Source organism: Streptomyces himastatinicus ATCC 53653, assembly GCF_000158915.1.
Taxonomy (GTDB): domain Bacteria; phylum Actinomycetota; class Actinomycetes; order Streptomycetales; family Streptomycetaceae; genus Streptomyces; species Streptomyces himastatinicus.
In genome coordinates this window covers 9,797,095-9,822,890 of sequence record NZ_GG657754.1, presented here as the reverse complement: position 1 = coordinate 9,822,890, position 25,796 = coordinate 9,797,095, and the positions used below count along the sequence as shown (strand labels likewise).

Genomic DNA, 25,796 nt, shown 5'->3' with positions numbered 1-25,796 from the left:
CGTCGGCGGTGCGCTCCACGTGCCAGATGGCGTGGCCGGGCAGATGGTCGAGCCGGGCGCGATACGTGTCCAGAGCCGTGCGCAGCCGCTGGAAGGCGGGCCAGTCGTGGTGCGCGGCGCCGTCGTCGGCGGGGCGGTGGCGCCAGTACTGGCCACCGGAGCGGGGCGCCGCGTCCAGCAGCGCGACCCGGGCGCCGTGGGCCGCCGCGGCGGTGGCCGCGGACAGCCCGGCGGGCCCGGCGCCGAGCACCGCGATGTCGTACGGGACGCCCGCAGGCTCGGCCGGTTCAGCGGTCTCAGCAGGCGAGGTGGCCACGGCCCGCTCCCTCCTGGGTCTCCACCACGTCCCCCGGCGCGGCCTCGACCAGGCACGCGCGGTGGTTCGGGCGCCCGTTGACGGTCACCAGGCAGTCGAAGCACACGCCGATGCCGCAGAACATCCCGCGCGGACGGCCGCCTTCGCGGGTGCGGCGCCAGGAGCGCTGCCCGTCGGCGATGAGCGCGGCCGCGATGCTCTGGCCGGGCTCGGCGGCGATGGTCCGGCCGTCGAAGCGGAAGGTGAACGGGGTCCGGTTCATGCGGCGGCCTCCGCGAATCGCTGCGGGCGAAACGGTGTGAGGGGCAGATCCGGTGCCCGGCCGGTGAGCAGTTGGGCGACCAGATGGCCGGTGGCGGGGGCCAGGCCGATCCCGGCGCCCTCGTGGCCGCAGGCGTGGACGAGGCCCGGGGCGCGGGGGTCGGGCCCGATCACCGGCAGATGGTCGGGGCAGTAGGGGCGGAAGCCCAGATAGCTGCGGAGCAGCGCCACGTCGGAGAGGAACGGGAAGAGACCGACGGCCTGGTCCGCCAGCTTCCGCAGCACGGGCAGCGCCACGGTGCGGTCGAATCCCACGCGCTCCCGGCTGGCGCCGATCAGGACGGTGCCCGCCCGGGTGCCCTCGACCACTACCGAGGTCTCCAGACCGGCGTCGTCGCTGGCGACGTTGGCCACGTACTCGGCGGTGTACACCTTGTGCCGTACGACGCGCGGCAGCGGTTCGGTGACCAGGATGAACCCCTTGCGGGGTAACACCGGCACCGGCGCCCCGGCGAGGTCGGCGAGCTGCCCGGCCCAGGTGCCCGCGGCGTTGACGACCCATCGGGCGTGCAGGGCGGGCAGGGTGGCCGAGTCGGTGCGCACTCCGGTGACAGCGCCGTGCTGGTCGCGGAGGAAGCCGGTCACGTTCATCCCGGTGTGAACGGCCGCGCCCCGGGCGCGGGCGCGGCGCAGCAGATGTGCGGCGGCCAGCACAGGCTGGACCTGCGCGTCCTGCGGATAGTGGGCACCGCCCGCCACCTCGCGGGTCAGGTTGGGCTCCAGCTCGGCCAGTTCGTCCGGGCCGACATCCTCCGCCTCGACCCCGGCCGCGCGCTGCTCGGCGGTGAGCCTCCGCAGTCCACGCGCGGTGGCGTCCGAACCGGCCACCACCACACCGCCCTTGGCGTGGTATTCCACGGCGGCGGCCCCGAGATCGCCCCGGATTTCCCGCCACAGCCGGGAGGACAGCAGCGCCAGGTCCAGTTCGGGTCCGGTCTCCTTGTCGGACACCAGGATGTTGCCCTCGCATGCGCTGGTGGTTCCGCCGCCGATCGCGCCACGCTCCACCACGGTTACGCGCAACCCCGCTGACGTGCAGTAATACGCGCAAGCTGCGCCGATGACGCCCGCCCCGATGACGAGCACATCCGGGGGGCGGGGAATGCCGGGTCGGGAACTCGTACCGGTCATGGTCGGTAGCATGTCATATTGCACTATCCCTGACCAGGGTGCGGCGACGAACTATGGCTAGAATTCGCCGCCACGGCACATGTCGAGAGAGGGGTGCACGTGGCTACGGGGGGATGGCAGCCGCCGAACAATCCTGGACAGGGAGGCGGGCCGTACGGGCCGCCGCCGCAGAATCCGTACTACGGTCCGCCGCCGCCGAACCCTTACGGTCCGCCGCCGCCCGCCCCGTACGGTGTGCCTCCGCAGCCGCCCGGTCCGTATCCGCCGGCCCCGGTGCGCCGCCGCCGGTGGTGGCTGCTCTCGCCGCTCATCCCGCTGGTCCGTTCGGCGAACCGCGTGGCGAAGCGGCTGTTCGACAAGGAGGGTGGCGGGCGGGTCCGGGACCATCTCGTCGACCAGGTCCAGCTCACCCGCTCCGTTCTCGGTATCGTCGCGAGCCTGGCGCTCATCTACATGTACGGGACGGACGGCGGCTGGAGCGGTGCGGCGACCGACGGTGCCGCCAATCTCTTCGCGACCCCGCTCCTGCTCCTGCTCACCGGCCCGTTGGTCGTGTTCGGCTTCATCCTCTACGCGCCCCCGCACCGGCGACCGGAGCTGCGCTCCCGGTTGAGCGGCCCGCTCAAGACGGTGGGCTGGTACGTACTGATCCTGGCGGCCTTCGGTGCCTTCATCTATGTGGTGGGCCAGACGGCGCTGCTGCACGGGCTGCACGGCGTGACGCTGTTCGCGGTCGGCCTGCCGCTGATGGTGGGGCTGCCGTGGACGCTGGTGTTCCTCTTCCTGTCCTCCGCGTACGTCGCGCGCAGCGCCTTCAACACCGCCTATGTGCACGCCGCGCTGCCACCCGTGCTCACCGCAGTGCTGGTGTGGCTGATCGCGGGCTTCAACCTGCTGTCGGACGGGCTGCCCAACGGGCCGCTGCCCGCCCAGCTGGCCGCCGCGTTCGGCGGTCCGCTGTCGGTGACCGCGCTGTCGCTGTGGGAGCTGCGGCGGCTGCGTACCCACCACGGGGTGACCATTCGCGGCTGAGCCACCCTCAGGAGGGTTCCGGCGGCCAGACGCCCGGGGCCAGCACGCCGAGTACGTACGCCCGGGCCACCAGCTCCGCGCGGTTGCCGACGCCCCAGCGCCGGGAGAGCCGGGTGAGGTGGTAGTTGACCCCGTCGACGGTGAGGCCGGTCTGCCGGGCCATCTGGGCGGTGGTGTGGCCGCCCGCCGCGAGTGCCAGGATCCGGACCTCGATGGGGGCGGCCCGCTCCGCCTCGTCGGGGGCCGGGTCCACCGCACCATCGCCCCGCGCCCGGGGTTCCTCGCCGAGCACCCGCAGCAGCACCAGCAGCCACATCGGGCTGTCGGTGTCGCTCACGGTGTCCGCGGTCAGTTCGCCGTGCCGCCGCGCCCCGTCCGGCGTCTGCCACCGCACCTCGATCGGATAGCGGGAGCGGCGGCCGAGCCGGACCGCCTCGACGATGCGGTGCACCTGGGCGGCCGCGTTGGGGTGGAACAGCTCCAGGACGTTGCGCCCCGACAGTTGCCCGGGGGCGGTGCCCCATTCGGCCGCCATCGCCGGGTTGGCCAAGAGGATCTCGCCGTCCGTGCGGCACACCGCGCACGGCACCGGGACCCGGTCGAAGAGCAGCAGCGAGCGGTTGCGCCAGACGACCCAGTGCTCACCGCCGAGGATCCTCCTGGCCTCTTCCGGCACCTCGGGCTCGTCCATGCCGGACCTCGCTCTCGTACGTCACTCCTCTTGACACCGCGAACGGCGCGTGCACAAGTCGATCACACCATTCGGCACTACAAAATCATGTAGTGCGACGGGCGGGCGGCCCGGGTCGGCGGGGCGAGGCTGGAGACATCCCCTCGTACGGAAGGCATCGCATCGTCATGACCGAAACCCCCCTCCTTCCGGCCGGGACCGCCGAGGGCGACAGCTCCGACGGCGTCCCGCTGGTCGACATCTCCGCGCAGACGAACAACACGCCGATCCAGCAGGCCATGGAGCTGACGCGGGCCCATGGCCCGGTGCTGCGGCGCCGGTTGCACGGCACCGACATGCTGTTCGTCAGCGACCCCGATCTGGTGGCCGAGCTGTGCGACGACCAGCGGTTCGCCAAGTACGTCAACCAGTCGCTGGAGAACGTCCGGGAGTTCACCCACGACGGGCTGTTCACCGCGTACAACGACGAGCCGAACTGGGCGAAGGCGCATGACATCCTGATGCCCGCCTTCGCGCTCGGCTCGATGCGCACGTACCACCCGGTGATGCTCCAGGTGGCGCGGCGGGTGATCGACGCCTGGGACGCCCGCGCGGCGAGCGGCGAGCCGGTCGCGGTGACGGACGACATGACGCGGATGACGCTGGACACCATCGGGCTGGCCGGGTTCGGCTACGACTTCGGCTCGTTCGACCGCGACGAGCCGCATCCGTTCGTCAGCGCCATGGTGCGCTGCCTGGAGTGGAGCATGCGCAAGGTGGCGCGCCGCCCGGATGTGGACTACAGCGAGCAGGACGAGGCGTTCCGCGCCGATACGGCGTATCTCACGTCCGTCGTCGACGAGGTGATCCAGGCCCGGGTCGCCGCGGGCGAGTCGGGCACCGACGATCTGCTGGGGCTGATGCTCGGTGCCACGCATCCGTCCGACGGCACCCCGCTGGACCACGCCAATATCCGGGACCAGGTGATCACCTTCCTGATCGCGGGTCATGAGACCACCTCGGGCGCGCTGTCCTTCGCCCTCCACTACCTCGCCAAGAACCCGGGCGAACTGCGCCGGGTGCAGCGGGAGGCGGACGCGCTGTTCGGCGCCGACGCGGACCCGGAGCCCACGTTCGAGCAGGTGGGCTTGTTGCGCTACACCCGCCAGGTGCTGAACGAGGCGCTGCGGCTGTGGCCGACCGCGGCCGCCTTCTCCCGGCAGGCGCGCGAGGACACGATGCTCGGCGGGCGCGTTCCGATGCGGGCCGGGCAGCCGGCCATCGTGCTCACCCCGATGCTGCACCGCGCCGCGGTGTGGGGCGACAACCCGGAGCTGTTCGACCCCTCGCGCTTCGACCCGGAGGCCGAGGCGGCGCGTCCGGTGCACGCGTACAAGCCGTTCGGCACCGGCGAACGGGCCTGCATCGGGCGGCAGTTCGCGCTGCACGAGGCCACCATGCTGCTCGCGATGCTGGTGCACCGCTATCGGCTGATCGACCACGCGGACTACCGGCTCCACGTCAAGGAGTCGCTCACCCTCAAGCCGGAGGGCCTCACCCTGCGGCTGATCCCCCGCACCACGGAGGAGCGGGCGGTGGGGGCCGCCGCGGTGGCGACAAGCGCGCCCGCGCGGGACGCCTCGCTGCCCACCCGGGTACGCCAGGACACCGGCGCGCTCTTGCTGTTCGGCACCAACTTCGGCACCTGCCGCTCCTTCGCCGAGGATCTGGCCGCCGCCGCGGACGGCCTGGGCTGCGCCACCGAGGTCGCCCCGCTCGACCGTTACGCGGGCGGGCTGCCCACCGACCGCCCGGTGGTCATCACCGCCGCCTCCTACAACGGGCAGCCCACCGATGACGCCGCCGCCTTCCTGGCCTGGCTGGAGACGGCCGAGCCGGGCGCGGCGGACGGCGTGGAGTACGCGGTGCTCGGCGTCGGCGACCGCAACTGGGCCGCCACCTACCAGCGCGTGCCGACCCTGATCGACGAGCGGCTGGCCGCCCTCGGCGCCACCCGGCTCATCGACCGGGCCGCGGCCGACGCCTCGGGCGATCTCAGCGGCACGGTACGGGACTTCACCGAGCGGCTGCGCACCGCACTGCTGGAGCGCCACGGCGACCCGGCCACCGTGGGCGCGGCCCCGGCCGCCGACGCGGCGGACGACGGCCCGGCGTACACCGTCACCGAGGTCACCGGCGGGCCGCTGGACGGTCTGGCGCGGCAGCACGGCATGGTGGCGATGGAGGTCACCGAGACCGACAGCCTGAGCGATCCGTCGTATCCGCGCGTCAAGCGGTTCGTGCGGCTGGCCCTGCCGGAAGGGGTCGCGTACCGCACCGCCGACCACCTCACGGTGCTCCCGTCGAACGACCCGGAGCTGGTGACGCGGGCGGCCAAGCTGCTCCACGCCGACCCGGGGACCGTGCTCAGCATCGTGCCCGCCCGCCCGGCCCGCCGCGGCTCGCTGGCCGTGGACCGGCCGGTCAGCGTACGGGAGCTGCTGACGCATCATGTGGAGCTGAATCACCGTCCGAACGCCGAGCAGCTGGCCCTGCTCGCCGAGCTGAACCCCTGCCCGCCGGAAAAGGCGGCGCTCGCCGCCCAGGCCCCCGGTGAACGCACCCTGCTGGACCTGATCGAGGCCAACCCGGCGCTGCGCGAGACGCTGACCTGGCCGGTGCTGCTGGAGCTGCTGCCGCCGCTGCGGCCGCGCCACTACTCGGTCTCGTCCTCCCCCGCCGTCTCACCGCGCCACGTCGACCTGATGGTGTCGCTGCTGCGCGACGAGACGAGCGGCTTCCAGGGCACCGGCTCCGGCCATCTGAACGCGGTGCGGCCCGGGGACACCGTGCTCGCCCGGGTGCAGCCCTGCCGGGACGCGTTCCGCATCGGCCACGCGCCGGACCGGCCGGTCATCATGGTGTCCGCCGGTACCGGGCTCGCCCCCTTCCGCGGCACCATCGCCGACCGGCGGGCGCTCGTGGAGTCCGGCACACCGCTCGCCCCGGCGCTGTGCTACTTCGGCTGCGACGCGCCGGACGCCGACTATCTGCACGGCGAGGAGCTGCGCGCCGCCGAGGCGGTCGGCGCGGTGTCCATGCGCCCGGCGTTCAGCCAGGCCCCGGTGGACGGCCACCGCTTCGTCCAGCACCGCATCGCCGCCGACGCCGCCGAGATCTGGCGGCTGCTGGCGGAGGGCGCCGCGGTGTACGTATGCGGCGACGGCGCCCGGATGGCCCCCGGGGTGCGGGAGGCGTTCCGGTCGGTGTACGCGGCCCACACCCCAGGCGCCGACGACGCGGCGGCGCAGCGGTGGCTGGACGCCCTGATGGCCGAGGGCCGCTTCGTGGAGGACGTCTACGCCGGGTGACCGGGGCCCGGCTCAGTCGCCGGTGGGGCGGGCGCGTACGTGCATGCGCTCGCCCTGGGCGCCGAAGAGGCTGAGGAACTCGACGGGCTGTGCGCTCGCGCTGGCGAAGCCGTGGGGCGTACGGGTGTCGAACTCGGCGGCCTCGCCCGAGGTGAGGATCAGATCGTGCTCACCGAGGGCGAGGTGCAGCCTGCCGGAGAGGATGTACAGCCACTCGTACCCCTCGTGCACCGCTTGCGACGGCCGGACGTCGGCGCCTGTCTTCCGGCCGGGCAGGATCTGCTTGTAGGCGTGCAGCCCGCCGAGGTAGCGGGTCAGCGGCACGAACGTCTGCCCGTGCCGGGTGAAGGGGCGGGGATGGATGCGGGGGTCGCCGGTGGGCGGCGCGCCGACCAGTTCGTCCAGCTGGACGCCGTAGGTCTTGGCCAGGGGCAGCAGCAGTTCCAGGGTGGGCTTGCGCTGCCCCGACTCCAGCCGCGAGAGGGTGGAGAGCGAGATCCCGGTGGTCTCGCTCAGCTGAGCCAGGGTGGCTCCGCGCTCGCGCCGCAACGCCCGCAGCCGCGGGCCGACGGCGTTCAGCACCTCGGGAATGTCCTCGTCTGCCATCCCCCCATTTGCCGGTGCGGCAAGACGTTTTGTCAAGTCTCCATGATCACCTGATCACCAGGTGACGGGCAGCTCATGGGCCCCGTAGATGACCATGTCGCTGCGCATCCGCACCTCCTCCGGCGCCACCGCGAGCGCGAGGTCAGGGAACCGGCCGAGCAGTCCGCGGTAGCCCGCCGCCAGCTCGATCCGGGCCAGGTTCGCGCCGAGGCACTGGTGGATGCCGTATCCGAAGGCCAGGTGGCTGCTGCGGGGGCGGCCGACGTCGAGCGTATGGGGATCGTCCACCAGAGCGGGGTCCCGGTTCACGGCCGGGACCGAGACCGCCACGCTCTGGCCCGCCGTGACGGTGACGCCGCCGATCTCGACGTCCTCCAGCGCGATGCGGACCGGGAAGGCGTTGACGATGCTCAGGTAGCGCAGCAGTTCCTCGACGGCGCCGGGCACCAGCGCGTCGTCCTCGCGCAGCCGCCGCATCTGCTCCGGGTTCTGGAGCAGGACGAAGGTGCCGAGGCTGAGCATGTTGGTGGTGGTCTCGTGACCGGCGATCAGCAGCAGCGCCGCCATGTTGTTGATCTCGACGTCGGACAGCTCACCGACGGAGGTGAGGTACGAGATCAGATCGTCCTGGGGGGCGCGCCGCTTGGCGGCGGTCAGCTCGCCGAGGAAGCCGGTGATCGTGCGCATCCCCTGGTCGAACTGGCCGCCCGACTGGTCCTGGACCAGGATCTGCGCGCTGGCCCGCTGGAAGGTCTCGCGCTCCGCGTAGGGCACGCCGAGCATTTCGCAGATCACCAGCGAGGGGACCGGCAGGGCGAAGTGCTCCACCAGGTCGGCCGGTTTCCCCGCGGCCTGGAGGGCGTCCAGGCAGTCGGTGACGATGCCGTCGATGCGGGGTTCGAGGGCGCGCATCCGCCGTACGGTGAAGTAGCGGGTGAGTAACCCGCGATAGTGGCCGTGTTCGGGGGCATCCATGGCCAGGAACGACCCCGGCCCGTTGCCACGGTTCTCCCTGACGTTCGGCGAGACGGGCCGCACCGTGTCGTCGCCGCGCCACCGCTCGGCGCTGAAGCGCGGATCCCGCAGCACCTCCCGGGCCTCGTGGTATCCGGTGACCAGCCATCCCGTACTGCCGCCGACGAACCGGAGCGGGCTGATGGCGGGGCCGGTGATCAGTGCGGGCGCGGGGTCGACGTAGTTGGCGCGCTGCTTGGGGTACGGCGGGGCCTGGTGGGCCTGATGGGCCTGGTGGGGCGCGGACGACGGGGCACTCACGATGGTCCTCCTCGGAACGGCTGCGGACTCTTCCGGGGAACGCCGTTCGGTCCCCCGGGCACCATGCCCGAGGTGCGAACTGGATCACAAGGGTGCCGTCCGGCGCGCTGGGCAGCAGTAGTGTCGCGAGCAGGCTGTGTTCGTACCGGGCAGTAGGACGGGCAGTAGGAAGGGATACGCACATGTTCCGCAAGGTGCTGGTCGCCAACCGAGGAGAGATCGCCATTCGGGCGTTCCGCGCCGGCTATGAGTTGGGGGCGCGAACCGTCGCGGTGTTCCCGCACGAGGACCGCAACTCGCTGCACCGGCTGAAGGCCGATGAGGCGTACGAGATCGGTGAGCCGGGCCATCCGGTGCGGGCCTATCTGTCCGTCGAGGAGATCGTCGAAGCGACGCGGCAGGCCGGTGCCGACGCGGTGTACCCGGGCTACGGCTTCCTGTCCGAGAACCCCGACCTCGCGCGGGCGTGCGAGGAGGCGGGGATCACCTTCGTCGGCCCGAGCGCGGAGACGCTGGAGCTGACCGGCAACAAGGCGCGGGCGGTGGCCGCGGCCCGGGCCGCGGGAGTGCCGGTACTCGGCTCCTCGGAGCCCTCCTCGGACGTGGACGAGCTGGTACGGGCGGCGGAGGAGCTGGGCTTCCCGGTGTTCGTCAAGGCCGTCGCGGGCGGTGGCGGGCGCGGGATGCGGCGGGTCGAGGAGCCCCGGCTGCTGCGCGAGTCGATCGAGGCGGCGGCCCGCGAGGCCGAGTCGGCGTTCGGCGACCCGACGGTCTTCCTGGAGAAGGCGGTCGTCGAGCCCCGCCACATCGAGGTGCAGATCCTCGCCGATGCCGAGGGCAATGTCATGCACCTGTTCGAGCGCGACTGTTCGCTCCAGCGCCGCCACCAGAAGGTCATCGAGATGGCGCCCGCGCCCCACCTCGACCCGGAGCTGCGCGAGCGGATCTGCGGGGACGCGGTGAAGTTCGCCCGGGAGATCGGCTACCGCAACGCGGGCACGGTGGAATTCCTGCTGGACCGCGACGGCAACCACGTCTTCATCGAGATGAACCCGCGGATCCAGGTCGAGCACACGGTGACCGAGGAGATCACCGATGTCGACCTCGTCCAGTCGCAGATGCGGATCGCCAGCGGGGAGACCCTGCCCGACCTCGGTCTGTCGCAGGAGACCGTCTATCTGCGCGGCGCCGCGCTCCAGTGCCGGATCACCACCGAGGACCCGGCCAACGGCTTCCGCCCGGACATCGGCATGATCAGCGCCTACCGCTCGCCGGGCGGCTCGGGCATCCGCCTCGACGGCGGCACCACCCACGCCGGCGCCGAGATCAGCGCGCACTTCGACTCGATGCTGGTGAAGCTGACCTGCCGGGGCCGCGACTTCGACCACGCGATCGGGCGGGCCCGGCGCGCCGTGGCCGAGTTCCGTATCCGCGGGGTGTCCACCAACGTTCCGTTCCTCCAGGCCGTGCTGGACGACCCGGACTTCCGGGCCGGGAACGTCACCACGTCGTTCATCGAGGAGCGGCCGCATCTGCTGACCGCGCGGCACTCCGCCGACCGCGGCACCAAGCTGCTCACCTATCTCGCCGACACCACGGTCAACAAGCCGCACGGCCCCCGGCCCCAGCTGATCGACGCGTCCGGGAAGCTGCCGCAGGTACCGGGCGGGGCGCCGCCCGCCGGGTCCAAGCAGACCCTCACCGAGCTGGGCCCGGAGGGGTTCGCCCGGTGGCTGCGCGAGTCGCCGCGGATCGGGGTCACCGACACCACGTTCCGGGACGCGCACCAGTCGCTGCTGGCCACCCGCGTGCGCACCAAGGACCTCCTCGCCGTGGCCCCGGCGGTGGCGCACACCGTGCCGCAGCTGCTGTCGCTGGAGTGCTGGGGCGGCGCCACCTACGACGTGGCGCTGCGGTTCCTCGCCGAGGACCCCTGGGAGCGGCTGGCGGCGCTGCGCGAGGCGGTGCCCAACATCTGTCTCCAGATGCTGCTGCGCGGCCGCAACACCGTCGGGTACACCCCGTACCCCACCGAGGTGACGGACGCCTTCGTCCACGAGGCCACCGCCACCGGCATCGACATCTTCCGGATCTTCGACGCGCTCAACGACATCGGGCAGATGCGGCCCGCCATCGAGGCGGTACGGGACACCGGCACCGCGGTCGCCGAGGTGGCGCTGTGCTACACCAGCGATCTGTCCGATCCGTCGGAGAAGCTGTACACCCTGGACTACTATCTGCGGCTCGCCGAGCAGATCGTGGACGCGGGCGCGCATGTGCTGGCCATCAAGGACATGGCGGGGCTGCTGCGCGCCCCGGCCGCCGCGAAGCTGGTGTCCGCGCTGCGCCGGGAGTTCGACCTGCCGGTGCACCTCCACACCCATGACACCGCGGGCGGACAGCTCGCCACCTATCTGGCCGCGATCCAGGCGGGCGCGGACGCGGTGGACGGGGCGGTGGCGTCCATGGCGGGCACCACCTCACAGCCCTCGCTGTCGGCGATCGTGGCCGCCACCGACCACTCCGAGCGGCCCACCGGGCTCGATCTGGAGGCGATCGGCGGGCTGGAGCCGTACTGGGAGAGCGTGCGCAAGATCTACGCACCGTTCGAGGCGGGCCTCGCCTCGCCGACCGGGCGGGTGTACCACCACGAGATCCCCGGCGGCCAGCTGTCCAACCTGCGCACCCAGGCCATCGCGCTGGGCCTCGGCGACCGCTTCGAGGACATCGAGGCGATGTACGCCGCCGCCGACCGCATGCTCGGCCACCTGGTCAAGGTCACCCCGTCCTCGAAGGTCGTCGGCGACCTCGCGCTGCACCTGGTGGGCGCCGGGGTGTCGCCGGAGGACTTCAAGGCCGAGCCCAACAAGTTCGACATCCCGGACTCGGTGATCGGCTTCCTGCGCGGCGAGCTGGGCAACCCGCCCGGCGGCTGGCCGGAGCCCTTCCGCACCAAGGCGCTGGAGGGCCGCGCGGAGGCCAAGCCCACGACGGAGGAGCTGTCCGCCGAGGACCGGCAGCACCTCGCCGACGACCGCCGCCGGACCCTGAACCGGCTGCTGTTCCCCGGCCCGACGAAGGAGTTCGAGACCCACCGGGAGACGTTCGGCGACACCAGCGTGCTGGACAGCAAGGACTTCTTCTACGGGATCCGCCCGGGGAAGGAGTACGCGGTGGACCTGGAGCCCGGAGTGCGGCTCCTCATCGAGCTGGAGGCCATCGGCGAGGCCGACGAGCGCGGCATGCGTACGGTGATGTCCACCCTGAACGGCCAACTGCGCCCGATCCAGGTCCGGGACACCTCGGCGGCCTCCGACATCCCGGCCACCGAGAAGGCCGACAAGAGCAACCCGGGCCATGTGGCCGCGCCGTTCGCCGGGGTGGTGACGCTGACCGTCGCCGAGGGCGACCAGGTCGAGGCGGGTGCCACCGTGGCCACCATCGAGGCGATGAAGATGGAGGCCACCATCGCCGCGCCGAAGGCCGGCCGGGTCTCCCGGGTGGCCATCAACACCATCCAGCAGGTGGAGGGCGGTGACCTGCTGGTCGACCTCGGCTGAGGCGGAGCCTCACGAGGCAGAGCCGCACGGCCCCGGTCCGGTGGAAGATTCAGGCCACCGGACCGGGGCCTTGCCAATACTTCGGCAACCGTTGACAAGGTTGCGCAACGGTGAACACCATGCACTATGTCGTTCACCCGCAACCTCTCCTCACGCCGGTAGCGGGCCGCCATGGCCCCCACCCTCACCGACGTCGCCAAAAGCGCCAACGTGGCGCTGTCCACGGCCTCCCGGGCGTTCAGCAACCCGGACCGGCTCGGACCGCAGACCTTGCGCAAGATCCTGGCCGTTGCCCAAGAGCTGGGATACGAACCACCGGTGGCCGCCCGTGCCGCCGAGAGCCCCGCCGACACGGAGACCGCCACGGTCGCCGTCGTCGTCCCCGACATCGCCAACCCCGTCTTCGGGGCCTTCGTGAAGGCCGCCCAGGGCGAGGGCTGGCGCCGTCGGCAGACCGTCGTGCTGGCCGACACCGATCTGAGCCCGGACCGGGAGCGCGAGGTGATCGCGCATATGACGGGTCAGGCGGACGGGCTGATCGTGTGCTCGCCCCGGCTGGAGGCGGACGAGGTCCTGGACCTGTGCGGACGGACCCCCGTCGTACTGGTCAACCGGGAGACGGCCGGCGCCGACTGTGTGATCGCCGACGCCGCCCACGGGATGCGCCAGGCCGTGGAATACCTGGCCGCGCTCGGCCATCGGCGGATCGCCTACGTACAGGGCATGCAGCGCTCGTGGTCCAACGCGCACCGGGTCGCGCTGATCCGCTCCGAGACCGAACGCGCCGGTCTTGAGCTGGAGTTGCTGGGCTGGCAGTCGGAGACGGTGGCGGGCGGCACGGCCGCCGCGGCGAGCGTCATGGCATCGGGGGCGTCCGCCGTGATCGCGCACAACGATCTGATGGCCCTGGGCGTGATCTCCGGCGCCCGGGCGCTGGGGCTGAGCGTTCCCGAGCGGCTGAGCGTCATCGGCGTCGACGACATCCCGTTCGCCGAAGTGGCGCAGCCGTCCCTGACCAGCATCGCGGTGCCGATGGCCCGGGCCGGGGCGCTCAGCCACGAGCTGCTGGGGCAGGTCCTCGGCGGCGAACGGCAGATGCCCCGCACCCTGCGGCTGCCCACCCAGCTCATCGTGCGCGGGTCCACCGGCCCGGCGCACTCCGCTCCGGTAGGGGCCGCGGTGGCGGCGGGGAAGGACACACCATGACCGCGGAGCCGCTGACCGTGGTGGTCGCCGACGCCAATCTGCGTCCGCTGCGTGCCGAGTTCGAGGCCGCCCTTCCGGAGGGTACGGTCGTCAGCTGGCCCGAACCCCGGGACACCGAGGCGGTCGAGGCCGCGGTGCCGCACGCGGACGTGCTGGTGGCGGGGCAGTGCACCGCCCGGACGGCCGCCCTCGCCACCCGGCTCCGGCTGGTCCACACGGCCGGTGCGGGGACCGACAAGATCGACCTGACCGCGCTGCCGCCCGGCACGCAGGTGGCCAACACCTTCCACCACGAGGACGCGATCGCCGAATACGCCGTATCGGCCGCGATCCTGCTGCGGCGCGGCTTTCTGCGCCAGCACGACGCGCTGCGCCGCGCGGTGTGGGACTCCCCCGCACACGATCCCCGCTCCCCCTGGATGGACTCGCTGTCCGCGGCCACCATCGGCTTCGTCGGCTTCGGCCACATCGGCGCCCGCTGCTGGCAGGGGTTCCGGGCGTTCGGCGCGAGCGGCGTGGCGGTCACCCGGCGGGGCGAGGTGGACGCGGCGGCCGAGGGGCTGACCTGGTCCGGGACCATCGACGACCTCGGCGCACTGCTGGACACCTCCGACGTGGTCGTGGTGTCGGCGCCCCACACACCGGAGACCACCGGGCTCATCGGCGAGGCCGAGCTGTCCCGGATGCGCTCCTCCGCGGTGCTGGTCCATGTCGGCCGCGGCCCCGTCGTGGACGAGGACGCGCTGTACAAGGGCTTGCGCACCCACACCATCGGGGCCGCGGCGCTCGACGTCTGGTACCAGTACCCGACGAGCGGACACACCGGCGCCCCCAGCAGGCATCCCTTCGAGACGCTGGACAACGTACTGATGACCCCCCACTCCTCCGGCCTCACCCGCCAGACCTTCATCCGCCGCGCCGCCGACATCACCGCCAACATCGGCCGGCTGGCCGGCGGCGAGCCGCTGCGCAACGTGGTGGCGGTGGCCCGATGAGCACCACGCCCAAGAGCGACACCATCACCGCCGCCGAGGTGCTGATCACCAGCCCCGGCCGCAACTTCATCACGCTCAAGATCACCACCGCCGAGGGCCTCGTCGGCTGGGGCGACGCCACGCTCAACGGCCGTGAGCTGGCCGTCGCCTCGTATCTGCGGGACCATGTGGCCCCACTGCTCATCGGCCGTGACCCGGCACGCGTCGAGGACACCTGGCAGTACCTCTACCGCGGGGTCTACTGGCGGCGCGGCCCGGTGACGATGACGTCCATCGGCGCGGTGGACATGGCGCTGTGGGACATCAAGGGCAAGACCACCGGCCAGCCCGTCTACCAGCTGCTGGGCGGCGCGGTCCGCGACCGGATCCTCACGTACACCCATGCCACCGGCTGGGACGTGCCGCAGCTGCTGGAGTCGATCGACGCCCGGCGCGAGGAGGGGTTCCGCGCGGTGCGGGCGCAGAGCGGTGTCCCCGGCCTGGACACGGTGTACGGGGTGAGCCGGAGCGGCCGGGGGTACGAACCGGCCGGGCGCGGCGCCGCTCCGGTGGAGGAGGTGTGGGACACCGACGCCTACCTCCGGCACGCGCCGAAGGTGCTCACCGCCGTACGGGACCATGTCGGGCCCGAACTGAAGCTGCTGCACGATGCGCACCACCGGCTCACCCCCGGCCAGGCCGCGCGGCTCGGGCGCGCGCTGGAGGACGTGGACCTGTTCTGGCTGGAGGACGTCACCCCCGCGGAGAACCAGCAGGTGCTGCGGCACGTACGGCAGCACACCACCGTGCCGCTGGCGATCGGCGAGGTGTTCAACACGGTCTGGGAATGCCAGTCGCTGATCACCGAGCAGCTGATCGACTTCGTACGGACCTGTGTGAGCCACGCGGGCGGGATCAGCCATCTGCGGCGGATCGCGGCCCTCGCCGAGATCTGGCAGATACGGCTCGGCCCGCACGGCCCCTCGGACGTGTCCCCGGTGGCGCTGGCCGCGTCGCTGCACGTGGGCCTGGCCACGCCGAACTTCGCCATCCCAGGAGTACATGGGCTACGAACCGCTCGTGCACGAGGTGTTCGGGCACGCGTGGTCCTACGCCGACGGACATCTGCACCCCGGCGACCAGCCCGGCCTCGGGGTCGAGGTGGACGAAACGCTCGCCGCCCGTTTTCCGTACGAACCCGCCTACCTGCCGGTCGCGCGACGGCGCGACGGCTCGATGACGGATTGGTGAGGATCTCCCCCATGACCACACCCCCCACCACGCTGGCCACCCCTGCGCGTCTGCCGCGCCTGGACCGCAGCACCGCCGCGGCGTCCGTGCTCACTCCGCGGCGGCCGCCCACCGAGACCGGCATCGTGCATCTGGGGCTCGGTAACTTCCACCGCGCCCACCAGGCCGTCCACACCGCGGCCGCGCTGGACCACACCGACGGCCCCTGGGGCATCCTCGGGGTCGCCGGACGCTCCGTCACCGTGGCCGAGGCACTGCGCGAGCAGCAACTGCGCTACGCGGTGGTGGAGATCTCCCCCTCCGGCACCCGGGTCAGCGTGCCCGCGGTGCACACCGGGGCGCTGGTGGCCGCGGAACAGCCGGACGAGGTCCAGGACGCGCTGGCGGCGCCCGGTACGGCCATCGTCACCCTGACGGTCACCGAGCACGGCTACACCTTTTCCCCGCGCACCCACGGCCTCGACCTCGACTCCCCCGCGGTGCGGGCCGATCTGCGCGGTGACGGCCCGCCCCGGACCACCATCGGGCGGATCGTGCGCGGGCTCCAGCGCCGGGTCCGCACCCACGCCCGGCCGCTGACGGTGCTCAGCTGCGACAACCTGGTGGGCAACGGGGCCCAGACCCGGCGGCTGGTGCACGAGTTCACCGAGGCGCTCCCGGCCGCGGAGCGCGAGGAGCTGCTGCCGTGGCTGGCGCGTTCGGTGACGTTCCCCAGCTCCATGGTCGACCGGATCGTGCCCGCGACCACCGATGTGTACCGTGACGCGGTCGCCGACCGCCTCGGGGTACGCGACACCGTTCCCGTACCGGCCGAACCGTTCTCCATGTGGGTCATGGAGGATCGTTTCGCCGCGGGCCGTCCGCGCTGGGAACACGGCGGAGCGCTGTTCACGGACGATGTGGAACCGTACGAGCTGCTGAAGCTGCGGCTGCTCAACGGCACCCATTCGCTCATCGCCTATCTCGGCGCGCTGGACGGGCGGGAGACCATCCCGGACGCCATCGCCCGGCCGTTCATCGCCGAGGCCGCGCGCAGCGTGCTCCACGACGACTATCTGCCGAGCCTCACCGTGCCCGCCGACATCGAACTGGAGGAATACATAGGGCAGTTGTTCGACCGCTGGGCCAACACCGCGCTGGGCCACCGCACCCGGCAGGTCGGCTCGGACGGCTCGGTCAAGCTCCGCCAGCGGGTGCCGGAACCGGCCCTGCTCCATCTGCGGGCCGGGCGGATGCCCCACCATCTGGCTCTGACCGTGGCCGCGTATCTGTGCTGTGTGGCACCGCCGTCCGGCTTCTCACCCGGGCCCCAGGCGGCCGCGATGGCCGATCCGGCGCGCGAGCCGCTGGCCGGCCTCGCGCGGTCCGCGCCGACCGGGCCCCGTACCGCGTTCGTCGAGGCCGTGCTGGAGAGCGGGCTGCTCGGCGACCACCTGACGGACCATCCGGCCTTCACCGCCCGGATCGCCGACCTCATCGACATCATCGTCCGGCACGGCCCCGCCGCGGCGGCGGCCGATGCCACCGGTGGCCGGACCGCCTGACACCGCGACCACCCTCGTCCCCCTTCGTCCCCCGTCCCCGCCACTGCCCCTGCTTCGCCCTGCCCGATTCCGCTCCGATCCGTTCAAGGAGGCATGGATCATGGAGAGCAACACCGCCACTCCCCCGCCACCCGCCACCACCCCGACCGGTGAACCGCCCGCCGACCCCCAGGCGGTACGCCGCGCGGCCTGGGCCGGTCTGGTCGGCACCGCGCTCGAACAGTACGACTTCGTCATCTACGGCACCGCCTCGGCGCTGATCTTCAGCGATCTGTTCTTCCCCAATGTCTCGGCGTCCGTGGGCCTCCTCGCCAGCTTCAGCACCTACGCCGTCGGCTTCGCGGCCCGGCCGCTGGGCGGGCTCTTCTTCTCCCGTTTCGGGGACCGCCTCGGCCGCAAGTGGGTGCTGATCGCCACCCTGTTCCTGATGGGCGGCTCCACCCTCGCCATCGGTCTGCTCCCGACGTACGGGACGGTGGGCATCCTCGCCCCGATCCTGCTGCTGATCTGCCGCATGGCCCAGGGCTTCGGCGCGGGCGCCGAGCAGGCCGGGGGCGCCACCTTGCTCACCGAAACGGCCGCCCCAGGGCGGCGCGGCAGGTTGTCATCCCTGGTCATGACGGGGGCGGCGCTCGGCACCGCGCTGGGCGCGGTGGCCTGGATGCTCGCCCAGCAACTCCCCGATGACGCCCTGATGTCCTGGGGCTGGCGGGTGGTCTTCGCCAGCAGCATCCTGGTGACCGCGGCCGCCATGATCATGCGTCGCAAGCTGCACGAGAGCCCGGTGTTCCAGGAGCTGAAGGCCCAGCACGAGCGGCCCGCCTCACCGGTCAAGGAGGTCTTCAAACACGGCCGCAAGCCCCTGCTGCTGGTGATCCTCATGAACTTCGGGGTCAGCACACAGTCGTACACCTACCAGGTGTTCATGGCCTCCTACCTGGTGTCCAGCGTGGGCGTCGAGAAGAGCTTCGTGCCCGAGGTGCTGCTGATCGGTTCCCTGTGCGGCGGCGTGGCGGCCATCGCGTTCGGCGCTCTCTCGGACCGTCTGGGACGGCGCCCGGTGTGTACGTTGATCCTCAGCGCCATGGTGCTGCTGCCCGCCCCGACGTTCATCGCGCTGAACTCCGGCTCCGAGGTGGCCATCGTGGTGGCGATCGCGGTCGGCTTCATCCTGGCCTGCCAGGGTCTGGTCGGCGTGCACATGAGCTACTTCCCCGAGCTGTTCGGGAACCGCTACCGCTACGCCGGGGTCGCCCTGGGCCGGGAGTTCTCCTCGGTGATCGGCGGTGGCGTCGCACCGCTCATCTGTAGCGCCCTGCTGACCGCGTTCACCGGCTCCTGGATACCGGTCGCTGTCTACATGACGGTGGTCGCGGCGGTGAGTCTCATCACGACTCGGATAACCCCGGAAACCCTGGACCGTGATCTGAACACCCCGGCCGACGCCACCATCCCGCGCCAACCCGTGTGACCGGTACTTTCCCCATGACGGGCGGGTCGTCGGCGTCCTCCGGCGGCCCGCTCGGGGCGTATCTCCCCGCTTCTCCCCCGCTAGCCACCATCCTCTCAGATTGATTCAACTTTTGGCCACTCTGCCCTCACCTTGGCACCCTTGCCACGGTGTTCGGCCATGGATTCGAAGGAGACCGAACACGGATCCACCGCAAGGAGTGAAAACGCCCCATGAGTACCGTTGCCGCCTACGCCGCACCTGCCCCCAAGGCCCCGCTCGAGCGCACCACGATCGAGCGCCGTGCGGTCAGCGAGTTCGACGTGGCGATCGACATCCAGTACTCGGGCATCTGCCACTCGGACATCCACCAGGTCCGAGAGGGCTGGAGCGAGGTGCCGTTCCCGCTGGTGCCGGGTCATGAGATCGCCGGTGTCGTCACCGAGGTCGGATCGGGTGTCACCAAGTACGCCGTCGGCGACCGGGTGGGCGTCGGCTGTTTCGTGGACTCCTGCCGCCGCTGCGAGAACTGCCGCAAGGGCCTGGAGCAGTACTGCGCCGAGGGCCACACCGCCACGTACGCCTCCACCGACAAGTACGGCGAGACCACCTACGGCGGCTACGCCACCGGCATCGTCGTCGACGAGAACTACGTCGTGCGCATCCCGGACGCGCTGCCGCTGGACGTGGCCGCCCCGCTGCTGTGCGCGGGCATCACCACGTACTCCCCGCTGCGCCACTGGAAGGCCGGGCCGGGCAGCAAGGTCGCCGTCCTGGGCATGGGCGGCCTCGGCCACGTGGCCGTCAAGATCGCGCACGCGATGGGCGCGGAGGTCACCGTGCTCAGCCAGTCGCTGCGCAAGAGGGACGACGGGCTGCGGCTCGGCGCGGACCACTACTACGCGACCAGCGACCCGGACACCTTCGAGGAGCTGGACGGCACCTTCGACATCATCCTGTCCACGGTGTCCGCGCCGCTGGACTTCGGCGCGTACCTGAAGCTGCTGAAGACGGACGGCGCGCTGGTGAACGTGGGCCTCCCGGAGGAGCCCATCTCGCTCAACCTGTTCTCGGTGGTCATGGGCCGCCGGACCCTCGCGGGTTCCTTCATCGGCGGCATCGCCGAGACGCAGGAGATGCTCGACTTCTGTGCGGAGCACGGGGTGGGCGCCGAGATCGAGACCATCCGCGCCGAGGAGATCAACACGGCGTTCGAGCGGGTGCTCTCCAGCGACGTCCGCTACCGCTTCGTCATCGACGCCGCCACGATCTGACGCACGCTCAGCTTCGTATCCACAGAGTGCATTTACGTCCTCGGCGGCCGTTCCCTTCTCGGGGGCGGCCGCCGAGGTCATTGCCAAGACATGGGATGAATAACCCTGTCGCGAGCCTTGACGACCCCAATGGTCCAGTCCATCGTATGTACGCGCCACGCCCGCGCATACGCGCGGGATCGACCATTTCCCCGCTCCTCCGACCTCCTCCACAGGGACCCACCATGGCAGAAGACTCTGCTCCACGCGGTTTCAGTCGTCGGACGTTACTCGGCTCCATGACCGCCACGGCCGTCGGCGTACCCCTCCTCGGGCAGCTGACGTCGGGCGCCTCCCCGGCCGCCGCGGCCGCCCTGGCGCCGCAACTGGTCTGGAATCCCAGCCCGTCCGGCGTCGGGCTCAAGGCATTCGAGGGCATCGAGGCCGACCGCGGCAATCAGCACCCTGACCGGGACTACGTCGTGATCGAAGGCGGCGACCACTACCGCTTCAACATCTGGAAGGACGACCGCGACACCACCGGCGGCGGTGACCGCCAGCGCACCGAGTCCAAGGGCATGGTGCAGGGCGGTACGAAGCTGAAGATGCGGGACGGGGAGACCTGGACCCTCTCGTACGAGATGTACATGCCGTCCTCCCTGCACGGCACCAGCAAGTTCACGCACATCTTCCAGACCAAGACCCCGGTCGACAACGGCGGCCCGTACCTCACCCTGGACCTCGGCCGCAGTGGCAGCAAGGAGACGTTGCGGGCTCGGGCGTACGCCAACTCCGGCTCGCCGGACATCGCCTCGACCGACCTCTCGCCGCTGCGCAACAAGTGGATCACCATCGAGTGGAAGCTGACCATCGGATCCAGCGGCAAGGCCACATTCACGGCCCGTAACGGCACCGGCTCCGGCGCCCCGGTCGCGGTGCAGGGCAGCATGTCGAACGTGAAGATGCCGGACCAGGGCGACTACCAGCGGCCCAAGTGGGGCATCTACCGGTCGGTCGAGAGCGCGTCCTCCGACATTCTCGACACCTATCTGCTCTTCCGGAACTACACGGCGTACCGCGGCACCTGAGCGGCGCCCAAGCGGCACCCGCGCCAAATCCGAGCAGAAAACGAAAACACTCCGCCACGGGATGTGTGAGTGCCATACAACCGGGTATTCGAGCCAGCCGTGGCCAGGACGCCCGCTCCCGGGCACGGCCACTCGCATATCCCGATCTTGGACGGAATCATGACTGCTCTTCCCGATGACAACGCCGTTACCGCCACTCAGCACGCCCTCGGCGAGCTGGCTGCCGACCGTGCGGACGAGTCCGCGCTGAACACCCTCGCGGGGAGTGAGGTACTGCTTCCCGCCGCCGAGAGCACCGAGAACACCGACCCGCAGGCCGTGACCCTGCCGGTGTTCCAGCAGGAGGACGGCGCCCAGCTGGTGCCGGTCTTCACCACCCCGGAGCGCATGCACCAGGCGCTGCCGCAGATCGAGCGTTACCACCAGGTGCCGCTGGGCGCGCTGGCTCAGGGCTGGCCCTCCGAGGAGCTTTCCCTGACCATCGACGCGGGTGCCCCGGAAGCGGTCACGCTGACGGCCACCGGGGTGAAGACCCTGCTCAGCCGCGCCGGCTGAGCGTTTTCCCCATGCTCACCCAGGGCGCGGGTGTATGTGCGGACCGTAGTCGCGCACATACACCCGCTTCTTTACGGGCACCCGCGTGACCATGGACACACTGACCCGGATCGAACGAGCCATAGAGCGCTTCGAGGACGCACTGATCGCCAAGGTGTTCCCCAACGAGCCGGTGGAACTGCTCGGAGCCCTGCGAGAGGAATGCGACAGTCAGGCAGTGGTGTGCAGTTCGAGTCGGGTGGTCGTGCCCAACGCCTATGACGTCGAACTGTCCGACGAGGTGTACGAGGAGCTGTCCCGGCACGGCAAGCAGGCGGGCCAGACGCTCACGGACAGCCTGATGCGGCACGCGGATGAGCAGGGGTACGAGTGGGCGGGCCCGCTCACCGTCCACGTCACCAAGTCGAGCCAGGGTGCCCAACGGGCGCTACCGGGTGGCCGCCGCCCCGCTGACCCACATCCGCGCGGACGCCTTCGCCGACGGCGCGGCCTAGGGCGTTACCATCATAGTCCTCCTGGTCCTCGCCAGTCCTCCAGCAGCGCGGGGAGCTCCCGTTCAAAATTCAGACGCCGGACCCAGACGTTCGTGGCGTGCAGCAAGCGTAGCAGCCGCGCCACCCGCGCTTCCTCCCGCCAGACCGCCCGCGACCGCTCTCCGTCGGCCCCACACCTCGATCTCGGCCCCAGCCGAGCACCACGGAGCCGCGCTTCTCCAGTCGGCACAGCCCCGGCCGTCCGCCGTCCGGCGGTTCCCAGCGGACCACCTCCATGGGGTCCTCGAAGCCGATCCGGCCCACCCCGGTGCGTGCCACGACCACCGACCCCACCCGCGTCGGCCCCTCGGACCGCGGGGCCACGCTGCTCAACGGCACGTAGCTGCCGTGCCGCTGCCACTGGGTCAGCCGCCGCCAGGTCTCGTCGGCGGAGTGGGGCGAGGGACGCTCGATCAGGAAGAGGGCCACGACGGGATCGTAGCGACCGCACAGGTCACGGGGCGTCCACCCAAGAGCGGGTAAAAAACGGCAAGATGTTTGAGCGACGGAAGTGAACGGTCCGTATTCACTGGTGTCGGTCGGCGCCTGACATCAGCGCGACGCGACAACTGCTCCGTACAACGACAAGCGGTCCCCGCCAGGAGGCTCCATGCGATCACGGTACTTTGTGACAGGCACCTCACTGCTCATCGGCTCGGTAGTGGTCACCCTCGCCGTGATCGTCTCCCCCGTGATGACCGGGTTGACGCAGGAATCCGCCACGAATCTCAGCAAGATGTCGGACAATCAGTTCGGGCCGCTCAGCGGGGCGGACAAGGACTTCGTGGTCAAGGTGCGGCTGGCCGGGCTGTGGGAGTACCCGGCCGGGAAGATCGGGCTCCAGAAGGGGACGACGGAGCAGGTCAAGACCGCCGGTAAGCATCTGCTCGACGGCCATCAGCTGCTGGACGCCATCAGCCGGGACGTCGCGCCCAAACTCGGCATCACCCTGCCCAACAAGCCCACACCACAACAGCAGGGCTTCATCGACACGATGAACGCGAAGACCGGCAAGGACTTCGACACCTACTACGCGAACATCCTGCGCGTCACCCACGGCCAGATCTTCAGCTCCATCGCCAAGATCCGGCAGACCACCAAGAATTCGCTGGTGCGCAGGCTCGCGGTCCAGGCCAACAACACCGTGCTCGACCACATCACCCAGATGGAGAAGACGGGGATGGTCAACTTCGACTCCGCCGTCTCGCAGATCACCACCACCCCGACCCAGGGCCCGGAGTTCACCACCCCGCCCAAGCCCGCCCCCGGTGAACCCACGTTCATCGTCGGCACGTCGAAGCCCACGGCCCCGCCCAACTCCGTGAGCACGGCGGACAACGGCGGCGAGCAGAGCCTCGACCCCAACGTGGTGAACGGTGCCGGGCTGGGGGCGGGGGCGGCGAGCGGGGCCGGCGGGGTCACGACGCCGCCCGCCGTGTCCTCGCCGCCCGCCGTTCCGTAACGCCGCTCAGGGACGCGGCCCGACCACCGTCGCACCCCCGTCGACGATGGTGATGGCCATGGCCGGACAGGAGTCCGCCACGTCCAGCACCCGTTCCTCCTCCGGAACCTCCTCGCTCAGCGGACGCGCCCGCTCGTCGTCCAGGACGAACAGATCGGGCGCGATCCCGGCACACATGCCGGACGCCATGCACCGGCCGCCGTCGACCTCGGCCTTCCAGGTCATCCGGGTCACCACCCCACCGGCATGACCCGCGGCCCCCGAACCAGCATCTGGTCCTTCCACACCACGTCCCCGGCCAGGTGCAGGTTCGGGAAGCGGCCGATGAGCGCGCCGAGGGCCTCCTGCAACTCCAGGCGGGCCAGCGGCGCGCCCAGGCAGTGGTGCACCCCGTGGCCGAAGCCCAGGTGCTGGGTGGCGGGGCGGGCGACGTTCAGCCTGCCCGGTTCGTCGAAGCGCAGGGCGTCGCGGTTGGCCGAGCCGACGGCCACCAGGACGGGCTCCCCGGCCCGCACCAGGGTGCCGCCCACCTCGATGTCCTCGGTGGCGTAGCGGGCCTGGGAGGCGCCGACGCCGAGCGGGACGAACCGCATCAGTTCCTCGACGGAGCCCTTGATCAGCTCGGGCTCCTCGCGTAACCGGCGCAGCTCGTCGGGGTGGTCGAGCAGCACCATCACGAAGTTGGGGATCTGGGTGGCCGTGGTCTCGTGCCCGGCGACGAGGATGCCGACGCACAGATCGACGAGTTCCAGCTCGGAGAGGCGGTCGCCCTGGTCCCGCGCCTCGATCAGGGAGGTCATGATGTCGTCGCGCGGGGCTTCCCGGTGCTCCTGCACCAACCGGGCCATGTACGCGCGCAGTTCCTCGCGGTTGCGCTCCCACTCCGCCGCGGTCAGGGAGCTGGTGGACAGGGCCGCGTCGCTCCACACCCGGAACTTCGGCCGGTCCTCCTCCGGCACCCCGAGCAACCGGCAGATGACGGCGACCGGGATGGGCAGCGCGTAGCGGTCGACCAGGTCGGCGGGCGGCCCGGCGGCCTCCAGCTCGTCCAGCAGCGAGTGCGTCAACTCCCGGACGTACGGCCGGAGTTTCTCCACCTGGTGGACGGTGAACGCCTTGGCCACGAGGGTGCGCAGCCGGGTGTGGTCGGGCGGGTCCATGCTCAGGATGCCGCCGTCCATCTGTCCCTCGCCCTGGCGTGGCGTATCCCGGTTGAGGGCCTCCGCGCGGCTGAACCGCCGGTCGCCGAGGACCAGTCGGGCGTCGGCGTACCGCGTGGCCAGCCAGGCGGGTTCGCCGTACCGCAGGCGCACCCGGACCAGTCCGGGGCGGTGGCGCGCTTCCTCATAGGCCCCGGACAGATCCAGGCCCTCGGGGTCGTTGAAGGGATAGGCGATGGGTGTCGTCTCCGCTGTGGTCATCGTGACCTCCCTGGCGTAAGCACGTGCTTACGAAGCTATGCCGGTCCCCTTGATACGGTCAACGGCGCCTCTCGGCCGGTGTTCTGACGCTCCGACGGAGCGGCGGGCGGCGAACGGTGGGGCGGTCGGCCGACGACAGGAGTGGATGATGGGTGGAACCACACCGGAAGCACCTCGGCGGGACGCGCAGGGCACCCGGCGGATGCTGCTGGAGGCGGCGTCGGCGCTGTTCGCCGAGCGGGGATACGAACGGGCCACCGTACGCGACATCGCGGAGCGCGCCGGGGTGAACCAGGCGCTGCTGTTCCGCTACTTCGGCTCGAAGAAGGCCCTGTTCGGGGAGGTGGTGTCGCACGACGGCCAGGAACAGCTGCACACCACACCGCCGAGAGAGCTGTTCGAGACCGCGCTGCGCGGCATGCTCGGACACGGCGACCGGACGCGGGAGGACCGTGCGCTGGCCACCTTGCTGCGCTCGGTGGGCAGCGGCGACGAGATCGGTACCGCGGTGCGCGACATGGGCGACGACTACGCCCGGGTGCTGGCGTCCCTGAGCAGTGCCGAGGACCGCGGACTCCGCGCCGACCTGGCGCTTTCATGGATGCTGGGCATCGGGCTGATGCGGGTCGTCGTGGGCAAGGAGTCGCTCGCCGAGGCCGATCCGGACGAGGTGTGCGCGCTCGTCACCGGCGCGCTCGCCACATTGCTGGAGGATCTGCCGGTCACGCGCTTTGGCGATCCGCACACCACACACTCCGCCGACTTGGCACGGTAGGA

20 protein-coding genes and 2 pseudogenes are annotated in these 25,796 nt (G+C 71.2%); 14 read left to right on the top strand and 8 right to left on the bottom strand.

Going from position 1 to position 25,796, the window contains the following annotated elements; translation table 11 throughout:
* The 3 genes from SSOG_RS41510 to SSOG_RS41500 form a co-directional block, all read right to left on the bottom strand.
* Nucleotides 1-316 (bottom strand): FAD-dependent oxidoreductase (locus tag SSOG_RS41510; protein ID WP_039940002.1); only part of this gene is annotated, 316 nt, incomplete at its 3' end.
* Nucleotides 297-578, bottom strand: a complete 282-nt coding sequence (locus tag SSOG_RS41505; RefSeq protein WP_009720317.1) for a (2Fe-2S)-binding protein — start codon at nt 576-578, stop codon at nt 297-299. The genes SSOG_RS41505 and SSOG_RS41510, both read right to left, overlap by 20 nt.
* Nucleotides 575-1,768, bottom strand: a complete 1,194-nt coding sequence (locus SSOG_RS41500) for an NAD(P)/FAD-dependent oxidoreductase (RefSeq protein ID WP_050800162.1) — start codon at nt 1,766-1,768, stop codon at nt 575-577. The genes SSOG_RS41505 and SSOG_RS41500 overlap by 4 nt, the downstream gene beginning before the upstream one ends.
* 273 nt (nt 1,769-2,041) lie before the next feature.
* Between SSOG_RS41500 and SSOG_RS41495 the strand changes: the two genes are divergently transcribed.
* Nucleotides 2,042-2,800 (top strand): hypothetical protein, encoded by a 759-nt coding sequence (locus SSOG_RS41495; protein ID WP_245606494.1) that lies wholly within the window; start codon nt 2,042-2,044, stop codon nt 2,798-2,800.
* A gap of 7 nt (nt 2,801-2,807) precedes the next feature.
* Here the strand turns inward: SSOG_RS41495 and SSOG_RS41490 are convergent, their stop codons facing one another.
* Nucleotides 2,808-3,491 (bottom strand): PAS domain-containing protein, encoded by a 684-nt coding sequence (locus tag SSOG_RS41490; RefSeq protein WP_009720314.1) that lies wholly within the window; start codon nt 3,489-3,491, stop codon nt 2,808-2,810.
* A gap of 167 nt (nt 3,492-3,658) precedes the next feature.
* Between SSOG_RS41490 and SSOG_RS41485 the strand changes: the two genes are divergently transcribed.
* Nucleotides 3,659-6,841: a cytochrome P450 gene (locus tag SSOG_RS41485; protein ID WP_009720313.1), complete on the top strand. Its 3,183-nt coding sequence runs from the start codon at nt 3,659-3,661 to the stop codon at nt 6,839-6,841.
* 12 nt (nt 6,842-6,853) lie between these two features.
* Here SSOG_RS41485 and SSOG_RS41480 read toward each other — a convergent pair whose 3' ends face one another.
* The gene (locus SSOG_RS41480) at nt 6,854-7,447 is read right to left on the bottom strand and encodes a helix-turn-helix domain-containing protein (protein WP_009720312.1); all 594 of its coding nucleotides are present in this window, start codon (nt 7,445-7,447) and stop codon (nt 6,854-6,856) included.
* Nucleotides 7,448-7,501: 54 nt separating this feature from the next.
* Nucleotides 7,502-8,722: a cytochrome P450 gene (locus tag SSOG_RS41475; protein ID WP_009720311.1), complete on the bottom strand. Its 1,221-nt coding sequence runs from the start codon at nt 8,720-8,722 to the stop codon at nt 7,502-7,504.
* 182 nt (nt 8,723-8,904) lie between these two features.
* Here SSOG_RS41475 and SSOG_RS41470 point away from each other — a divergent pair, with 182 nt between their 5' ends.
* The 11 genes and pseudogenes from SSOG_RS41470 to SSOG_RS41425 all read left to right on the top strand — a co-directional run bounded on the left by SSOG_RS41470 (nt 8,905) and on the right by SSOG_RS41425 (nt 23,598).
* Nucleotides 8,905-12,282, top strand: coding sequence for a pyruvate carboxylase (locus tag SSOG_RS41470; protein WP_009720310.1), 3,378 nt, complete (start codon nt 8,905-8,907; stop codon nt 12,280-12,282).
* A gap of 171 nt (nt 12,283-12,453) precedes the next feature.
* Complete coding sequence (locus SSOG_RS41465; protein WP_009720309.1) at nt 12,454-13,488, top strand: LacI family DNA-binding transcriptional regulator; 1,035 nt, start codon at nt 12,454-12,456, stop codon at nt 13,486-13,488.
* Nucleotides 13,485-14,483: a 2-hydroxyacid dehydrogenase gene (locus SSOG_RS41460; protein ID WP_009720308.1), complete on the top strand. Its 999-nt coding sequence runs from the start codon at nt 13,485-13,487 to the stop codon at nt 14,481-14,483. The genes SSOG_RS41465 and SSOG_RS41460 overlap by 4 nt, the downstream gene beginning before the upstream one ends.
* Nucleotides 14,480-15,713, top strand: a pseudogene (gene manD, locus SSOG_RS41455) (D-mannonate dehydratase ManD). The gene SSOG_RS41460 and the pseudogene manD overlap by 4 nt, the downstream one beginning before the upstream one ends.
* 11 nt (nt 15,714-15,724) lie before the next feature.
* Nucleotides 15,725-17,257 (top strand): mannitol dehydrogenase family protein, encoded by a 1,533-nt coding sequence (locus tag SSOG_RS41450; protein ID WP_009720306.1) that lies wholly within the window; start codon nt 15,725-15,727, stop codon nt 17,255-17,257.
* Between the two features lie 100 nt (nt 17,258-17,357).
* Nucleotides 17,358-18,728 (top strand): MFS transporter, encoded by a 1,371-nt coding sequence (locus SSOG_RS41445; protein ID WP_009720305.1) that lies wholly within the window; start codon nt 17,358-17,360, stop codon nt 18,726-18,728.
* A 212-nt stretch (nt 18,729-18,940) separates the two neighbouring features.
* A complete protein-coding gene (locus tag SSOG_RS41440; RefSeq protein WP_009720304.1) occupies nt 18,941-19,981 on the top strand; it encodes an NAD(P)-dependent alcohol dehydrogenase in 1,041 nt (346 codons plus the stop codon).
* A 278-nt stretch (nt 19,982-20,259) separates the two neighbouring features.
* On the top strand, nt 20,260-21,048 hold the full coding sequence (locus SSOG_RS41435) for a hypothetical protein (RefSeq protein WP_234364907.1): 789 nt from the start codon (nt 20,260-20,262) through the stop codon (nt 21,046-21,048).
* Nucleotides 21,049-21,207: 159 nt separating this feature from the next.
* The gene (locus tag SSOG_RS41430) at nt 21,208-21,603 is read left to right on the top strand and encodes an SseB family protein (RefSeq protein ID WP_039939996.1); all 396 of its coding nucleotides are present in this window, start codon (nt 21,208-21,210) and stop codon (nt 21,601-21,603) included.
* Nucleotides 21,604-21,694: 91 nt separating this feature from the next.
* Nucleotides 21,695-21,952: pseudogene (locus SSOG_RS58040) on the top strand (FhaA domain-containing protein); the annotation flags it as partial.
* Between the two features lie 794 nt (nt 21,953-22,746).
* The gene (locus SSOG_RS41425) at nt 22,747-23,598 is read left to right on the top strand and encodes a DUF4142 domain-containing protein (protein ID WP_009720299.1); all 852 of its coding nucleotides are present in this window, start codon (nt 22,747-22,749) and stop codon (nt 23,596-23,598) included.
* 6 nt (nt 23,599-23,604) lie between these two features.
* Here SSOG_RS41425 and SSOG_RS41420 read toward each other — a convergent pair whose 3' ends face one another.
* Both SSOG_RS41420 and SSOG_RS41415 read right to left on the bottom strand, forming a co-directional pair.
* The gene (locus tag SSOG_RS41420; RefSeq protein ID WP_039939993.1) at nt 23,605-23,823 is read right to left on the bottom strand and encodes a ferredoxin; all 219 of its coding nucleotides are present in this window, start codon (nt 23,821-23,823) and stop codon (nt 23,605-23,607) included.
* 5 nt (nt 23,824-23,828) lie between these two features.
* Nucleotides 23,829-25,019: a cytochrome P450 gene (locus SSOG_RS41415; RefSeq protein ID WP_009720297.1), complete on the bottom strand. Its 1,191-nt coding sequence runs from the start codon at nt 25,017-25,019 to the stop codon at nt 23,829-23,831.
* A 148-nt stretch (nt 25,020-25,167) separates the two neighbouring features.
* Between SSOG_RS41415 and SSOG_RS41410 the strand changes: the two genes are divergently transcribed.
* Complete coding sequence (locus SSOG_RS41410; RefSeq protein WP_039939991.1) at nt 25,168-25,794, top strand: TetR/AcrR family transcriptional regulator; 627 nt, start codon at nt 25,168-25,170, stop codon at nt 25,792-25,794.
* Nucleotides 25,795-25,796: the final 2 nt, after the last annotated feature.

What these genes read in the sequence shown, in the direction of transcription:
- SSOG_RS41425 (WP_009720299.1), top strand. Translation starts at nt 22,747, where the DNA reads ATGCGATCACGGTACTTTGTGACAGGCACCTCACTGCTCATCGGCTCG.
- SSOG_RS41480 (WP_009720312.1), bottom strand. Translation starts at nt 7,447, where the DNA reads ATGGCAGACGAGGACATTCCCGAGGTGCTGAACGCCGTCGGCCCGCGG.
- SSOG_RS41440 (WP_009720304.1), top strand. Translation starts at nt 18,941, where the DNA reads ATGAGTACCGTTGCCGCCTACGCCGCACCTGCCCCCAAGGCCCCGCTC.
- SSOG_RS41500 (WP_050800162.1), bottom strand. Translation starts at nt 1,768, where the DNA reads ATGACCGGTACGAGTTCCCGACCCGGCATTCCCCGCCCCCCGGATGTG.
- SSOG_RS41465 (WP_009720309.1), top strand. Translation starts at nt 12,454, where the DNA reads ATGGCCCCCACCCTCACCGACGTCGCCAAAAGCGCCAACGTGGCGCTG.
- SSOG_RS41505 (WP_009720317.1), bottom strand. Translation starts at nt 578, where the DNA reads ATGAACCGGACCCCGTTCACCTTCCGCTTCGACGGCCGGACCATCGCC.
- SSOG_RS41415 (WP_009720297.1), bottom strand. Translation starts at nt 25,019, where the DNA reads ATGACCACAGCGGAGACGACACCCATCGCCTATCCCTTCAACGACCCC.
- SSOG_RS41445 (WP_009720305.1), top strand. Translation starts at nt 17,358, where the DNA reads ATGGAGAGCAACACCGCCACTCCCCCGCCACCCGCCACCACCCCGACC.
- SSOG_RS41490 (WP_009720314.1), bottom strand. Translation starts at nt 3,491, where the DNA reads ATGGACGAGCCCGAGGTGCCGGAAGAGGCCAGGAGGATCCTCGGCGGT.
- SSOG_RS41470 (WP_009720310.1), top strand. Translation starts at nt 8,905, where the DNA reads ATGTTCCGCAAGGTGCTGGTCGCCAACCGAGGAGAGATCGCCATTCGG.
- SSOG_RS41420 (WP_039939993.1), bottom strand. Translation starts at nt 23,823, where the DNA reads ATGACCTGGAAGGCCGAGGTCGACGGCGGCCGGTGCATGGCGTCCGGC.
- SSOG_RS41460 (WP_009720308.1), top strand. Translation starts at nt 13,485, where the DNA reads ATGACCGCGGAGCCGCTGACCGTGGTGGTCGCCGACGCCAATCTGCGT.
- SSOG_RS41485 (WP_009720313.1), top strand. Translation starts at nt 3,659, where the DNA reads ATGACCGAAACCCCCCTCCTTCCGGCCGGGACCGCCGAGGGCGACAGC.
- SSOG_RS41430 (WP_039939996.1), top strand. Translation starts at nt 21,208, where the DNA reads ATGACTGCTCTTCCCGATGACAACGCCGTTACCGCCACTCAGCACGCC.
- SSOG_RS41410 (WP_039939991.1), top strand. Translation starts at nt 25,168, where the DNA reads ATGGGTGGAACCACACCGGAAGCACCTCGGCGGGACGCGCAGGGCACC.
- SSOG_RS41450 (WP_009720306.1), top strand. Translation starts at nt 15,725, where the DNA reads ATGACCACACCCCCCACCACGCTGGCCACCCCTGCGCGTCTGCCGCGC.
- SSOG_RS41435 (WP_234364907.1), top strand. Translation starts at nt 20,260, where the DNA reads ATGACCGCCACGGCCGTCGGCGTACCCCTCCTCGGGCAGCTGACGTCG.